This window comes from Anaerosporobacter faecicola, from assembly GCF_012070565.1.
Lineage (GTDB): Bacteria > Bacillota > Clostridia > Lachnospirales > Lachnospiraceae > Anaerosporobacter > Anaerosporobacter faecicola.
Genome location: NZ_JAAQRO010000008.1, coordinates 103,393 through 119,100, shown reverse-complemented (window position 1 = coordinate 119,100; position 15,708 = coordinate 103,393). Strand labels below are relative to the sequence as shown.

Below are 15,708 nucleotides of genomic sequence, written 5' to 3'. Positions count from 1 at the left end.
GATGAGTTTTAATTCAGTATTTCTATCAACCAATGCAACCAATACGGTTAAGGCAGCGGTAGAGGACGGAACAAAAGAAGTTTCTAGGATGGCGCAATATCTTAGTAACGCACAAGACAAAATTATTAACTTTGGTATTAAATTAATCATTGTATTGATTATATGGTTTATCGGAAAGAAGATTATTAAGGGAATCCTTCATATCTTTGATCGTACCTTTAAAAGAAGCAGTATGGAAGCCAGCGTTGCATCATTCCTCATTGCATTAATAAAAGCAATCCTATATGGTATTCTAGTCGTTATGCTAATCAATACCATGGGCTGGGATGCATCATCATTAGTGGCAGTATTAGGAACTGCAACATTGTCCATTGGATTGGCTTTACAGGGAAGCTTATCGAACTTTGCAGGTGGCGTACTGATCTTGATTATGAAACCATTTCGTGTGGGAGATTATATCATCACGCCAGATCGAGAAGGAACGGTTACCGGGTTGGATATTATCTATACCCGTTTGTTAACAAACGATAACCGATTAGTTGTTATCCCGAATGGTAGCTTATCCAATTCAACGATTATTAATGTTACCCATGAACCAGTTCGTCGATTGGACTTATCGGTATCCATTGACTATTCAGAGAATATAAAGAAAGTCAAAGAGATTTTAGAGCGAGTAGCTGGAGAACATGAATTAGTACTAAAGGAACATGAAACAAGTGTATTCGTGAATAGTTTTGATCCAAGTGCAATTAATATTGGTATTCGCGTTTGGGTTATGACAGAAAACTATTGGGTACTTAAGTGGGATCTGTTAGAGAAGATCAAAGATGCTTTTGATGCAGCTGATGTATCCATTCCGTTTGATCAATTGGATGTGAATATCACTAATCGTGATCTATTAACAAAATAAGTGTATTCCAATGTCAGTTGGGAACTTAAAAAGGAAGGTGATAGATGTAATCACCTTCCTTTTTGGCTCTATGTCAAGTCTCTTGGTGCGAAGTGCGATGCACCTGCACTAAGACTGACATTAGAGCTATTTTACACCAGATCCAAGTATTCCACATTTTTTATACCGGATAAGTTTAGCATAAATTTTATAAAATCTTTTACATATAAACACCCTGAAAAATATTGATTATGGAACATTCAATAAAAATGTAAGTTTACCATATAAAAGATGAAGAATATTAAGTAAAAAGCGATAATAAAGGTCGAATTCCACCGAATACAATTAGGAAAAGTAACAAAAAGAAAAACAGAGTCTTTTCTTTTTATGAGAATCATGGTATTTTATTAGTAACGGATTTGAGTATCCGTAATAAGGGTGTTCTCAAATTGTTTTTGAGGACACTCTTTTTATATAAGTAAAGCTAATGATATTTATTATGCAAAGAATACCTTTTATTCAGTTATGAGTTATGATATAAGGAGTTTGCTTATATAATGTTGATGCAAGAGTATAAATTATACTTCTCATGTTTTAGAGGTTTAGAAAAATAGCGCCTTTTTATATAAGTATGAAACGTATTTTTTAACCCTTGCGATATACGGATTACTATGCACTTCGTGTTTTTTACAACAATGTTTAACAAACGGGATACCATGCTACATATCCTATGACAAAAAAGGAAGGAAGACAGGAAAATGGCGTTGAAAAATGTGATATCAGAAGTTTTTGCAATTGATGTATTTAATGATGCTGTAATGGCGGAACGATTACCAAAGAAAGTCTATGCTACGTTGAAGAAGACGATTGAAGATGGAGAGGAACTCGATCTGGAGATTGCGAATGTCGTAGCACACGCAATGAAAGAATGGGCATTAGAAAAAGGTGCAACACATTATACACACTGGTTCCAGCCAATGACCGGTATAACAGCTGAAAAACATGATTCCTTCATTAGTCCAGCTTCGAATAGTGGGCAAGCAATATTAGAATTCTCAGGTAAAGAGTTGATTAAAGGAGAACCAGATGCATCTTCCTTCCCATCAGGGGGATTGCGTGCAACATTCGAGGCAAGAGGATATACAGCATGGGATTGTACTTCACCGGCCTTCTTACGAGAAGACGCAGCAGGTGTTACGCTTTGTATTCCAACTGCTTTCTGTTCCTATACAGGGGAAGCTTTGGATAAGAAGACACCATTGCTTCGTTCGATGGAAGCTATCAGTACACAAGCAGTACGTATAGCGAAACTGTTTGGTCATGATGAGGTAAGAAAGGTAGAATGTTCTGTTGGTCCAGAACAGGAATATTTCTTGATTGATCGAGAAAAATATCTGCAAAGAGAAGATATTATCTTCACTGGTCGTACGTTATTTGGGGCAATGCCACCAAAAGGACAGGAGATGGATGATCACTACTTTGGTAGTATTAAAGAGCGTATCGCTGCATATATGAAAGAACTTAATGTGGAACTTTGGAAACTGGGCATTCTTTCGAAGACACAGCATAATGAAGTAGCACCTGCACAACATGAGATGGCGCCAATCTATGGTACTGCCAATATTGCCACAGATCATAACCAATTGGTTATGGAAACGATGCGAAAAGTTGCAAAACGACGTGGCTTGGAATGTTTATTACATGAAAAACCATTTGCAGGAGTAAGTGGTTCTGCAAAACATGATAATTGGTCATTGGTAACCAACACAGGTAAAAATCTGTTAGAGCCAGGTAAGACGCCACATGAGAATATTCAATTCTTACTCTTCTTATCAGCAATCATTAAAGCAGTGGATGAGAATGCCGTACTTCTTCGTATGTCAGCATCAAATCCAGGAAACGATCATCGTTTAGGAGCGAATGAAGCACCTCCTGCTGTTATTTCTATCTTCTTAGGAGAACAATTGGAGGATGTAATTAGCCAATTAATCGAAACAGGAGAAGCAAAATCAAGTAAGCAAGGTGGAAAATTGAATATTGGGGTACATACATTACCTCAATTGAAAAAAGATGCAACCGATCGTAATCGTACGTCACCATTTGCATTTACAGGAAATAAATTCGAGTTCCGTATGGTTGCTTCCTCTATGTCAGTAGCAGATGCGAATATTGTATTGAATACGATTGTAGCGGATGCATTGTGTGATATTGCAGATGAATTGGAAAAAGCAGAGAACTTTGATATTGCTGTCCATGACTTAATCAAGAAACTGTTGACCGAACATCAAAGAATCATCTTCAATGGAAATGGATATTCAAAAGAGTGGAAAGCAGAAGCACAGAGAAGAGGGTTACCGAATACACCAACAATGGTAGATGCAATTCCTTCTTTGATCGACCCAAATACAATTCGTATCTTTGAAAAATTTGGGGTATTATCTTCCGTAGAATTGCATTCTCGTGCAGAAGTATATTATGAAACTTATGCAAAGACGCTAAACATTGAAGCTAAGACAATGATCGAGATGGTGAATAAAAAGTATATTCCTGCAGTCATCAAAGCGAATAAGGTTCTTGCAGATTCTATTAATAGTATAAAAACAGCAGTTCCAGATCTTGATGTATCCGTTCAGACGGATTTATTAATTAAAAGTTCTTCCTTACTTGCAAAAGCAAAAGCAGCCACTGTTGCACTTGAAGAAATTGTTGCAACAGCAGCTACAAAAGCAGAGGGAAAAGAAAGAGCAATCTACTTCAAAGATTATGCGGTACATGCTATGGAAGAAGTACGTAATCCAATTGATGCATTGGAATGCATAATAGATAAAGAATATTGGCCAGTACCAACGTATGGTGATCTTTTATTTGAAGTATAGAAGTTACCCTTGAAAACTTGAATCCGATACAGTTGGTAAGCGACTTAAGTTGTTGTTATCTGTTTGGTCAGGGAGTGATTTAAGATATTCCTGACCATTACGATGGGATATACCTACACCTTTGATACCACCTGTTTTGGCAAGTGCAACTCCATCTTCCTTGCTGAGGGTTGTGCCATTGGATAATTGATATCCGGTAACTTTCCCGCTGTGTTTAACAAGAGCGACAATCTCTTGGGCATTAGCATTAGGTTGTGGGATATCGTCGAGCGCATTCATAGCCAAAGAAGAAGTTTGTGGGATCGTATTATTATTTTGATCTTGTATCATTTAATTTAACCACCTTTCTATCGGATATGGATAGTATCTGTAGTATTGTTCTGAAACATTCGCAATACGCGCAAAAGCGCTACTTGCTTATGACTTTTGACCCTTGCATCAAAAAAAATTATTTTAGGGGTTCCATTTTGGTAGATAATGTGGTATTTTATTTTTAGGCGGATTATTAGATTCGTAGAACAAAGGTGTTCTCAAGTGTATTTGAGAACACCTTTTTTGCGTTCCTTTATGTATATAAAAGTAGAATAATCATAATTATTAATGAAAGGGTGGATAAAAGTTATGGCTAAAAATGTGATTTCAGAAGTATTTGCAGTTGATGTTTTTAATGATGCTGTTATGGCAGAACGTTTACCAAAGAAGGTTTACGAAACACTTAAGAAAACAATTGAAGAGGGTGCAGAACTTGATCTTGAAATAGCGAATGTTGTAGCGCATGCGATGAAGGAGTGGGCACTGGAAAGAGGAGCAACTCATTATACCCATTGGTTCCAACCAATGACAGGTATTACAGCGGAGAAACATGATTCCTTCATTAGCCCAGCATCGAATAGTGGGCAGGCAATTCTTGAGTTTTCTGGAAAAGAACTGATCAAGGGAGAACCAGATGCATCTTCTTTCCCATCTGGTGGTTTGCGTGCAACATTTGAAGCAAGAGGATATACAGCATGGGATTGTACATCACCAGCATTCTTAAGAGAAGATGCAGCAGGCGTTACCTTATGTATTCCAACTGCATTTTGTTCATACACAGGAGAAGCACTTGATAAGAAAACTCCACTTCTACGTTCTATGGAAGCAATTAGTACACAGGCTGTTCGTGTTCTTAAACTTTTCGGACATGAGGAAGTAACAAGAGTTGATTGTTCTGTTGGACCAGAACAAGAATACTTTATTGTAGATCGTGAAAAATACTTACAAAGAGAAGATTTAATTTTCACTGGACGTACATTATTCGGAGCAATGCCACCAAAAGGACAGGAACTTGACGATCATTATTTCGGTAGCATTAAAGAGAGAATTGCAGGATATATGAAGGAATTAAATGTTGAGTTATGGAAACTTGGCATTCTTTCAAAGACACAACATAATGAAGTTGCACCTGCACAGCATGAGATGGCTCCAATCTATGGAACAGCGAATATCGCTACGGACCATAACCAATTAGTAATGGAAACAATGAAGAAAGTTGCGAAACGTCGTGGATTAGAATGTTTACTCCATGAAAAACCTTTCGCAGGTGTAAATGGTTCTGGTAAACACAATAACTGGTCAATCGTAACGAATACAGGAAAGAACCTTCTAGAGCCAGGAAAAACACCTCATGAAAACATTCAATTTTTATTATTCTTATCAGCAATCATTAAAGCGGTAGATGAGAATGCAGCATTACTTCGTTTATCGGCATCAAACCCAGGAAATGATCACAGATTAGGAGCAAATGAGGCACCACCAGCAATCATCTCAATCTTCCTTGGTGAACAGTTAGAAGATGTAATCAGCCAATTAATTGAAACTGGCGAAGCAAAATCTTCAAAGCAAGGTGGAAAATTAAATATCGGTGTACACACACTTCCAGAGCTTAAGAAGGATGCTACCGATCGTAACCGTACTTCACCATTTGCTTTCACGGGTAACAAATTTGAATTTCGTATGGTTGCTTCCTCTATGTCAATAGCTGGTGCCAATACGGTATTGAATACGATTGTTGCAGATGTGTTATCCGATATGGCAGATACACTTGAAAAAGCAGATAATTTTGAGCTTGCAGTACATGATTTGATTAAGAAGACATTAACAGATCATCAAAGAGTCATCTTTAATGGCAATGGTTATGCTGATGAATGGATTGCAGAAGCAGAACGCAGAGGCCTTCCAAATGTGAAGACAATGGTTGATGCAATTCCTGCTCTTACATCAGAAAAATCGGTTAAGATGTTTGAGAAATTCAAGGTATTTTCTAAAGTTGAATTAGCCTCTCGTGCAGAAATCAACTATGAAGCGTATTCAAAAGCAATTAACATTGAAGCAAAGACAATGATCGAGATGGCGAATAAGAAATATATTCCAGCTGTAATTAAAGCAGTTGCAACTTTAGCTGATTCGATTAATAGTGTAAAAGCAGCGGTTCCTTCTGCTGATGTAAGTGTTCAGACTGCATTACTTACGGAGAGTTCCAAATTACTTGCTGAGGCAAAAGCAGCTGTATTACATCTACAGGAAGTGGATGCACAGGCAGCTACGAAAGAAGAAGGAAAAGAACAAGCAACGTATTTCAAAGATGTTGTGTTCCCTGCTATGTCAGACTTACGTACACCAATCGATGCATTGGAATTAATCATTGACAAAGAAGCATGGCCAGTACCAACATATGGTGATTTATTGTTTGAAGTATAAAACGAAATAAAAATTAGATCCCTATTTTCTTGATTAAGAACAACCAATCTTTATTACTACAATGATTTTAGTAGATAATAAGGTTGGTTGTTTTTTTGCTATAGGAGTGGCTTTTTTATATTTACATAATGATAGCGTAAAATATCAATTTAACGAAAATAAAAACAAAAATGGTATTAATGTATATACAATTGTTATAAAAAATGTTAAAAATTTTAATGAATAAAGATGAAATAGTATCAGTAAATACGAATTATTCCAAAAAAGTTAATTTATAACTTGCACTATTATAGTATGTAGATTAAAATTATAGTTATAAAATATCTTAATAAACGAAGGAGGAAATACCCTTGGTTTAAGAAAGGTGGATGAATATGGCGGAGAATAAAAAAAAGAAGATACACAAAAAGAGTTTTGCTAGAAAAGTCTTTATCGTATGTTTTATTCAAGCATTCCTTTTGGGGACAGTATTAACAGTATATGGTGGGAATCTAATCGTTAAAGGAATAAAGAAACAAGCAATGGAAGATTTACAAAGTGTTGCGAAAAGTATTGAAACAGCTTATGAAGAGATTGCTCCTGGTGATTACTCGTTGAATGATGCTGGACAATTGATGAAAGGCGAAGTAAATATGTTAGATAAAATTGCTTTGCTTGATCAGTTTGGTAAAGCTGCGGGAAAAGACGTGACTTTTTTCTATGGAGATACAAGAATGATTACCACGTTAGTGAATAAGGATACCGGAGAACGAATAATCGGAACGAAATCATCAGCAAAGGTAGCAAGTCAGGTTTTAGACAAGGGAGAAGCGTATAGTGATTATGAACTTGTGATCAATGGAGAAGATTACTTTGCATACTACCTTCCTTTGAAAAATGCAGATGGTCAAGTAGTTGGTATGTTATTTGTTGGTAAAGTAGTAACGGAAGTACATAAAGAAGTAAATGCACAAATATATAGTATGGCTGGTTGTTCGATTGTAATGTTTATAATCTGTATGCTGATTATCTTCTATTTTGTAAAACGAGTTGCAAAAGATTTAACAGAGACAGAAAATGCATTATCAGAATTAGAACAGGGCAATTTGAATTTGACATTTAATGATAGAATTAAAAATAGAGGAGACGAAATTGGAAGCATCCTGCTTGCTGTGGAAAGTTTGACAACTCGTTTCAATCGGGTAATCAAATCATTGAATTCTACGGTTAAAATGTTGATTGCGGATGGAAATAACCTAGAACAATTAACAAGCCATTCTGGAAAGACCGCTGAAGATATCAGTTTGGCAATTGAAGAAATCTCAAAAGGAGCAATAACACAGGCAACGGATGTTGAGACAGCAACCCAGAGTACAGCCAACATGGGAGAACTCATCTCGGATATAGCGAATGATTTGAACGCATTACAACGTATTTCTTCAGAGATGCAAGGAGCGCAAACAGAAGCAACACAGAATATGCAACAACTTACGGAAGTAAACGATAAGACAACGAAAGCAATCAGCAAGATTGCTACCAATATACGAAAGACCGATGCTTCCGTACAAATGATTGGTGAAGCGGTTAATCTGATTACGAATATTGCAGACGAGACAAATCTGTTATCGATCAATGCATCCATCGAAGCAGCAAGAGCAGGAGAAGCAGGAAAAGGCTTTAGCGTTGTTGCGATGCAGATTCAGAAGTTAGCAGAAGAATCCAACAGTTCAGCTAAACGTATCGAAGAAGTTATTGCAACCTTATCCCAGGATTCAGCAGCATCTATTACGATTATGGAAGAAGTAAGTGGTAACATTCATGAACAAGAAGTACGTCTTGCAGATACATTAAAGAAGATTGAAAAAGCAAATGACGGGGTGAAGGAAACGGCAGCAAACATTGAAAAAATTAATGGACAGGCTGAAGAATGTAATTCTTCAAGAGAACAAGTTATTGATATTATTCAAAACTTATCGGCGTTATCCCAGGAAAATGCAGCTTCTACAGAAGAGACAACTGCATCAATGGAAGAACTCACCGCAACCATTAATGTAGTTGCAGAATCTGCGAAGAAGATGCAGGACGTTGCACAATCCTTAAACAATGAAGTTGGATATTTTAAAATCTAATGAAGTATAGCATTTGCTATGCAACACATATACTTAACATAAGATGATACTTGATTTTGTAACTAAGTGTTTATCCAATAGCAGTACGCCGAATTTTTGAAAGGGCATGGTGATATTTATGAAAAAGTTCAATCGAACCATTTGTTATTTGCTTGTATGCGCATTAATACTTGCATTCTTCCCAACAACAATAAAAGCAACTGAAACAACAAAAGACAACATTCCGACAAAAGTAAGAATGTATAGTGGTAACTATGATGATGATGTAATCAAAATCAGTCTTGCAGATACGACACAAACCATTACTAATATTAAGACAAATAGTAAGAATGCTGTTGCAAAGATTACTTCAACGAATGTGCGTTATCAAGAAGGGGAAGATGCAGAGGTTAAGAATGAAATTGGGATCGGTATTTATGTTAAAAAGAAAGGAACATACACCGTTTCATTTGATATAGTAGATGCCGATAAGAAGAAGGTTTCCACCAAAAAAGTAAAAGTTTATGCTTATGGAAGTGTACTAAAAAGCATTTCCGTTGGAGGAAAAGAGAAGAACTCCAATGTTTTAACGACGAAGAGTGGGAAAGTTAAGGTTACATTAGAGTCGGGAAATAAAATTACAAAGTTAGAGTATGGTGTATATTCGAAACCGACGAAAGACAGCAGTGGTACAACAAAGAATGAGCTTACATATAAAACATTTAAGAATGGTGCCAAAATCACTTATGGTACAAGACCATATTATTATGGATATGAGTACGATAGTGAATATAACAATTACTATTCTAACTATATGGATACCTCTATGGTTGCACCAACCTATATTCGTATAACGTATACAGATAAATATACAAAACAAAAAGAAACAATGACTTTATATTACTATCGAGTGATTGAATAAGAATGAATAGAATAACAAGAGCAACCTATTCATTCAAAACGTTCCTGTACGAAGTTTGAGATTTAAGTAAAGGAAATACGCCTAGTTTCCTGTATGATTGATTGAGAATCAATTTATACAAGAGACTAGGCGTATTTTCTATAATAGGGTTCGGGTGTCAACGACTTCATACAGTTGCTCATCAAACGAAGTCCTGTATTACATGAGATTAGCAAATGTTTGTGCAAATAAAGAAAGAAAGTTTTACGAAGGGCTTTTGACACCCGAATCATAATAGGAACATCCTCCGAGGAGATGCGCACTTGAAATCCAATAAGAGAATGAAGCCTAATTAATTCAGTGTTGCGAGATAAGCATCATTCTGTGCTATAACCTGTTTCATCATTTCTTTACCAGGAGCACCAATGGTATTACGCTTATTTACACAAGTTTCTAAGCTGATGGCTTCATACACATCCTCTTCGAAAACAGGGCTGATTGCTTTGAATTCTTCAATAGACATATCGTCAAGGGAGATATTCTTATTAATACAATAGAGAACCAGCTGGCCAACAATTCCATGTGCATCACGAAATGGAACACCATGGTTTACAAGATAATCAGCTGCGTCAGTTGCATTGGTGAAGCCATTCTTTGCACTGGCTTCCATAACAGATTTATTAAACTTCATGGTAGAAATCATTCCTGTGAAAAGAGAAATACAACCTTTTACGGTGTCGATTGCATCAAATGTCAATTCTTTATCTTCCTGCATATCTTTGTTGTATGCAAGAGGAAGTCCTTTCATGGTGGTTAATAAGGAAACGAGTGCACCATAGACACGTCCTGTCTTACCACGAACCAGTTCTGCGATATCTGGATTTTTCTTTTGAGGCATGATACTGCTGCCTGTACTGTATGCATCATCAATCTCTACAAACTGATATTCGTTCGAATTCCAGATGATGATTTCTTCGCAGAAACGGCTGAGATGCATCATGATCGTGGAAAGAGCACTAAGTAATTCAATAAGATAATCACGGTCAGCAACGGAATCCATACTGTTCATAGTAGGCCCAGCAAAGTTTAATAATTCTGCTGTGTAAGCACGATCCAGTGGATAGGTAGTACCTGCTAAAGCACCAGAGCCAATTGGTGAATAATTCATACGGGTATAGATATCGGTTAATCGGGAATAGTCTCTCTTGAACATTTCAAAATATGCACCCATGTGATGAGCAAGGGTGATTGGCTGTGCCTTTTGAAGATGAGTAAAACCTGGCATAAAGGTTTCCGTATGATCTTTCATAATCGTATTAAGTTCCGAAAGAAGTGATTTAACAAGTGTCTTGATTTCTAAAATCTCATCTCTTGTATACAGTTTCATGTCTAACGCTACCTGATCATTTCGGCTTCTTCCTGTGTGAAGTTTCTTACCGGCATCCCCCACACGCTCAATTAGATTGGCTTCTACAAAGCTATGAATATCTTCGTGAGTACCATCAATCTGTAAGGTGCCATTGTCTAAATCAGTTAGAATCCCTTCTAGTCCATTAACAATGCTTTTTTTCTCGTCATTGGTTAGAATTCCTTGTTTGGCTAACATAGTAACATGAGCAATACTTCCTGCGATATCCTGTTTGTAGAATTTTTGATCAAAGGAAATGGAAGCGTTAAAGTTATGTACGAGTTGGTTGGTTTCTTTTGTAAAACGTCCGCCCCAAAGTTTCATAGAATTACCTCTTTTCTGTAGAATAGGATAAGTGTAATAAATATTCTGTTAAGGAGAAAAACATAATCTCCATAAGACCAATAAGCATATATGTTTTTGCAATAAAAAATAAATATAGATGAATAATTATACTATTAAAATGATAAATAAATTCATTTTGTCTACCATTATATTACCTTGTTTTGTTTAGAAATGCAATATAAAACTGTAGTGAATAAAATATAATATAATTGAGAATAGTATCCATAAAGCAATTTTGAAGACTGTTAAGGAAAATCCGCTTAAAAACAGTAGAAGAAGGCGTAGAAAGGAGTTTATATGAAAAGAAAAATTGAGATTGTTAAGGCAAGAGAGATTCTGGATTCTAGAGGTAACCCTACCGTAGAGGTTGAAGTTGTTTTGGAAGATGGAAGCATTGGTAGAGCAAGTGTACCATCAGGAGCTTCAACTGGCGCATTTGAAGCGGTTGAATTACGAGACGGTGATGCAAAACACTACATGGGAAATGGTGTGCTAAAAGCAGTGGAAAATGTAAATGGTCCCATTGCTAAATTGATAATCGGTAAGAATGCACTGAATCAATGTGAAATTGATCGAATTATGGTGAATGCGGATGGGACGCCAAACAAAGCAAAATTTGGTGCAAATGCCATATTAGGTGTTTCGCTGGCTGTTGCAAAAGCGGCTGCAGAGTCTGTAAACCTTCCATTATACCAATACATTGGAGGGGTGAATGCCAAGGTGTTACCTGTTCCCATGATGAACATTATCAATGGAGGAAAACATGCAGATTCCAGTTTGAACATCCAGGAATTCATGATTATGCCAGTTGGTGCAACTTCTTTTCATGAAGCATTGGAATGGAGTACGGTTGTATTCCATACACTTAAGAAATTATTAAAAGCAGATGGCTATGTAACAGCAGTTGGAGATGAAGGTGGATTTGCACCCAAATTCTCATCGGATGATCAGGCACTTGACTATATTGTGAAAGCAATCGAACAAGCAGGGTACAAACCAGGAGACGATTTCTATATTGCCATGGATGCAGCGGCAACAGAGATGTATGAGGAAGCAGCGAAAACTGGAAGAAAAGGAGAATACCTCTTCTGGAAGTCAGGAGAATATAAGACCGTAGATGAAATGGTTGCATATTGGGAAGATATCTGCCATCGTTATCCTGTACGTTCATTAGAAGATGGACTTGCGGAGGAAGACTGGGAAGGTTGGGAGAAACTGACCAAAGCATTGGGAGACAAGATCCAACTAGTTGGAGACGATTTATTTGTTACCAATACGAAGAGAATTCAAACGGGTATGGAAAAGGATGTATCGAACTCTGTATTGATCAAATTTAACCAAATTGGAACACTTACAGAAACTTTAGAAGCCATAGAAGCCGCAAAATGCAATCGTTGGACTGCCGTGGTTTCACACCGTTCTGGAGAGACAGAAGATGTTACGCTTGCTGATATTGCTGTAGCAACCAATGCAGGGCAGATTAAGACAGGTGCACCATCAAGAAGTGACCGTGTAGCCAAATATAATCGCTTACTTCGTATTGAAGAACAACTTGGTGAAGATGCAGTATACTTGGCCAAGAGAGCTTTTAAAGGAAAACAATAACATGATAATTCATGAGCAAAGATTGAGATTGTAATATTAGGAAACAGTGCTATAATAACTTTAGTGCTGTTTCTTAAACAGACTAATAAAATACAATGGGGGGCTCACGTAAAGTGGGCTGAGATTAAGCTGTATCGCTTTGACCCACAGACCTGATTTGGATAATGCCAACGTAGGGACATATGCAGAAGTATGATTTATTTGCGATGCCTTTTTTTGGTGTCGCTTTTTTATTTAATAGGAAGATCTCCCAACGATCCTATTATATAAATTCTTCGAGGGATGTGCACTTGCACATAAGGTAGATGTCAGCGGAAGCTGACCGTAAACGAAACGGAGAACAAAGTGTACTTTGAAGCTATTATTATCTCGAGAGTATATGATGCGAAGGTATTGTGCCGTGAAATAATGGGTTTTCTTAATCAGGTTGCATAAGAAAGGAGAGATATTGAACATGCAACAATTATTAGAAAATGTAAGGAAAAAGGCACCTTTAGTACATAACATAACCAATTATGTAACCGTTAATGACGTTGCAAATGTGGAATTAGCGTGTGGAGGAAGTCCAATTATGTCGGACGATCGCAATGAAGTAGAAGAGATCACGTCCATCTGTGGAGGACTGAACATTAATATTGGAACACTTAATCAGCAAACCATACCATCTATGTTCTTGGCAGGAAAGAAAGCAAACGCAATGGGACACAAAGTCGTATTGGATCCGGTAGGTGCAGGAGCAAGTAAACTTCGAACAGAGACGGCATTACAGTTGCTAGAGGAGATTCAATTTGATGTCATTCGTGGTAATATCTCAGAGATTAAGACCTTAGTACATGGAGCTGGTAATACCAAGGGCGTTGATGCAGATTTGGCTGATGCAGTAACAGAGGAAAATCTAGCAGAAGCAGTTGCATTCGCAAAGCAATTTGCCAAAAAGACAGGAAGTATTGTGGCAATATCAGGAGCAATTGACTTGGTAGCAGATGTAACAACTTGTTATGTAATTCGGAATGGAAGAAAAGAAATGGGAAGGATAACAGGAACAGGATGCCAGTTATCGGGGTTAATTACTGCGTATGTGGTAGCAAATCCGGAAGAGCCGTTGAAGGCAACAGCAGCCGCTGTATGTTCAATGGGATTGGCAGGAGAAATTGCATATAGACGCCTTCAGGAAGGAGAAGGTAATGCCACTTATCGGAATCGGATTATAGACGCAATTCAAGACATGACAGGGAAAGAACTGGAGGAAGGAGCCAAATACGATGTTCGATGAGAGACGAAAACAGCTGAGGGGAATGAAAGAAGCAATGTTGGTGTATGCAGTAACAGACCGTAGTTGGCTTGGAAAGGAACGCTTATATGATCAAGTTAAAAAGACACTGAAGGGTGGAACGACAATCTTGCAATTACGGGAAAAGGATCTGGCAGAGAAGGATTTTCTAGAAGAAGCAATTGAGATAAAAGACTTATGTAAGCAATATAAAGTACCATTTGTCATTAATGATAATGTGGAGCTTGCAAAACAAGTGGATGCTGATGGGGTTCATGTTGGACAAGACGATATGTGTGTGAAGCAGGCAAGAACAATCATTGGACCAGATAAGATCCTTGGCGTCTCTGTTCAGACAGTAGAACAGGCACTACAAGCACAGAGCGAAGGAGCAGATTATCTTGGCGTGGGAGCAGTATTCCCTACAGGAACGAAAGAAGATGCCGTTGATGTTCCATATGCAACCTTACAACAGATTTGTAATACAGTAGATATCCCAGTAGTAGCAATTGGCGGTATTAAGTTGGAGAATCTTGGACGATTAAAGAAGAGTGGTATCGCAGGAATAGCAGTGGTTAGTGCAATTTTTGCTGCAGCCGATATTGAAGAAGCAACGAAAAGGCTGGTGAAAGCAACGAAAAAATTAGTAGAACAAGAAAGTGAGTATGAAAATCTGGGAGAAATAGATGTTTGCGGACGAGAATAGGAAAAACATAACATGGAGGTAGGACATGGTAAAAGCATTAACGATTGCAGGAAGTGATTGTAGTGGTGGGGCTGGAATCCAGGCAGATCTGAAGACAATGACGGTTCATGGGGTCTATGGTATGAGTGTGATCACTGCATTAACGGCACAGAATACAATGGGAGTTACAGGAATCATGGAAGTACCAATTCCATTCTTAGAAAAGCAATTGGATGCAGTATTTGCAGATATTGTTCCGGATGCAGTGAAAGTAGGAATGGTCTCTTCTTCTGCAATCATCCGTACGATAGCAGATCGATTGACATACTATCATGCAAAGAATGTTGTCATTGATCCAGTAATGGTAGCAACAAGCGGCTCTGCTCTGGTACAGGAGGAAGCAATCTGTGTTATGAAAGAGAGATTCTTTCACATTGCGGATTTAATTACACCGAATATTCCAGAAATAGAGAAACTTACGGGTATAGGAATCCATACCACAGTGGATATGGAAAATGCTGCAAAGCAACTTCATGAACAATATGGAGTTGCGGTATTGTGCAAAGGAGGTCACTTTGAGGAAGAGGCAGATGATTTACTATACATGACTGATGGGGCTCATTGGCTTCGAGGAAAACGTATTGCTAATCCTAATACTCACGGAACAGGATGTACCTTATCCAGTGCAATTGCTTCAAATCTTGCTATGGGTATGTCGGTGTTACAAGCAGTAGAACTTGGGAAAGGATACATAGCTGGTGCAATCGAAGCAAATCTTGATCTTGGGAAGGGTAGAGGACCTCTTAATCATATGTGGAAAATATCGGAATAACGAAGAGCCATGACTTTATAACAAACAAGAGACCCACAAGATAGGAGGAAATATCTTGTGTTACCTATTTATTA

Annotated in this window: 12 protein-coding genes and 1 riboswitch; of the genes, 10 read left to right on the top strand and 2 right to left on the bottom strand. The window is 37.6% G+C overall.

Going from position 1 to position 15,708, the window contains the following annotated elements:
* Window position 1: 1 nt before the first annotated feature.
* Both HBB17_RS03760 and HBB17_RS03755 read left to right on the top strand, forming a co-directional pair.
* Window positions 2-910: a mechanosensitive ion channel family protein gene (locus HBB17_RS03760; protein ID WP_167955863.1), complete on the top strand. Its 909-nt coding sequence runs from the start codon at window positions 2-4 to the stop codon at window positions 908-910.
* 737 nt (window positions 911-1,647) lie between these two features.
* Window positions 1,648-3,765: a glutamine synthetase III family protein gene (locus HBB17_RS03755; RefSeq protein ID WP_167955861.1), complete on the top strand. Its 2,118-nt coding sequence runs from the start codon at window positions 1,648-1,650 to the stop codon at window positions 3,763-3,765.
* A 3-nt stretch (window positions 3,766-3,768) separates the two neighbouring features.
* Here the strand turns inward: HBB17_RS03755 and HBB17_RS03750 are convergent, their stop codons facing one another.
* Window positions 3,769-4,095 carry a DUF3892 domain-containing protein gene (locus HBB17_RS03750; protein WP_167955860.1) on the bottom strand — a complete coding sequence of 109 codons (327 nt, stop codon included), beginning with the start codon at window positions 4,093-4,095 and terminating at the stop codon, window positions 3,769-3,771.
* Window positions 4,096-4,386: 291 nt separating this feature from the next.
* On the opposite strand from HBB17_RS03750, the gene HBB17_RS03745 reads away from it, so the two are divergent.
* The 4 genes from HBB17_RS03745 to HBB17_RS03730 all read left to right on the top strand — a co-directional run bounded on the left by HBB17_RS03745 (window position 4,387) and on the right by HBB17_RS03730 (window position 9,510).
* Window positions 4,387-6,501 (top strand): glutamine synthetase III family protein, encoded by a 2,115-nt coding sequence (locus tag HBB17_RS03745; protein WP_167955858.1) that lies wholly within the window; start codon window positions 4,387-4,389, stop codon window positions 6,499-6,501.
* A gap of 61 nt (window positions 6,502-6,562) precedes the next feature.
* Window positions 6,563-6,727, top strand: coding sequence for a hypothetical protein (locus tag HBB17_RS03740; protein WP_167955856.1), 165 nt, complete (start codon window positions 6,563-6,565; stop codon window positions 6,725-6,727).
* A gap of 148 nt (window positions 6,728-6,875) precedes the next feature.
* The gene (locus tag HBB17_RS03735) at window positions 6,876-8,609 is read left to right on the top strand and encodes a methyl-accepting chemotaxis protein (protein WP_167955854.1); all 1,734 of its coding nucleotides are present in this window, start codon (window positions 6,876-6,878) and stop codon (window positions 8,607-8,609) included.
* Between the two features lie 118 nt (window positions 8,610-8,727).
* Window positions 8,728-9,510 (top strand): hypothetical protein, encoded by a 783-nt coding sequence (locus HBB17_RS03730; protein ID WP_167955852.1) that lies wholly within the window; start codon window positions 8,728-8,730, stop codon window positions 9,508-9,510.
* A gap of 331 nt (window positions 9,511-9,841) precedes the next feature.
* Here the strand turns inward: HBB17_RS03730 and argH are convergent, their stop codons facing one another.
* Window positions 9,842-11,221: an argininosuccinate lyase gene (argH, locus tag HBB17_RS03725; protein WP_167955850.1), complete on the bottom strand. Its 1,380-nt coding sequence runs from the start codon at window positions 11,219-11,221 to the stop codon at window positions 9,842-9,844.
* A 318-nt stretch (window positions 11,222-11,539) separates the two neighbouring features.
* Between argH and eno the strand changes: the two genes are divergently transcribed.
* The 4 genes from eno (at window position 11,540) to thiD (ending at window position 15,634) form a co-directional block, all read left to right on the top strand.
* The gene (eno, locus tag HBB17_RS03720) at window positions 11,540-12,847 is read left to right on the top strand and encodes a phosphopyruvate hydratase (RefSeq protein ID WP_167955848.1); all 1,308 of its coding nucleotides are present in this window, start codon (window positions 11,540-11,542) and stop codon (window positions 12,845-12,847) included.
* An 86-nt stretch (window positions 12,848-12,933) separates the two neighbouring features.
* A riboswitch (TPP riboswitch) is annotated at window positions 12,934-13,044 on the top strand.
* A gap of 257 nt (window positions 13,045-13,301) precedes the next feature.
* The gene (thiM, locus tag HBB17_RS03715) at window positions 13,302-14,120 is read left to right on the top strand and encodes a hydroxyethylthiazole kinase (RefSeq protein ID WP_167955846.1); all 819 of its coding nucleotides are present in this window, start codon (window positions 13,302-13,304) and stop codon (window positions 14,118-14,120) included.
* Complete coding sequence (gene thiE, locus HBB17_RS03710; RefSeq protein ID WP_238483664.1) at window positions 14,110-14,823, top strand: thiamine phosphate synthase; 714 nt, start codon at window positions 14,110-14,112, stop codon at window positions 14,821-14,823. The genes thiM and thiE overlap by 11 nt, the downstream gene beginning before the upstream one ends.
* A gap of 25 nt (window positions 14,824-14,848) precedes the next feature.
* A complete protein-coding gene (gene thiD, locus HBB17_RS03705) occupies window positions 14,849-15,634 on the top strand; it encodes a bifunctional hydroxymethylpyrimidine kinase/phosphomethylpyrimidine kinase (protein ID WP_167955844.1) in 786 nt (261 codons plus the stop codon).
* The last annotated feature ends 74 nt before the right edge of the window (window positions 15,635-15,708 follow it).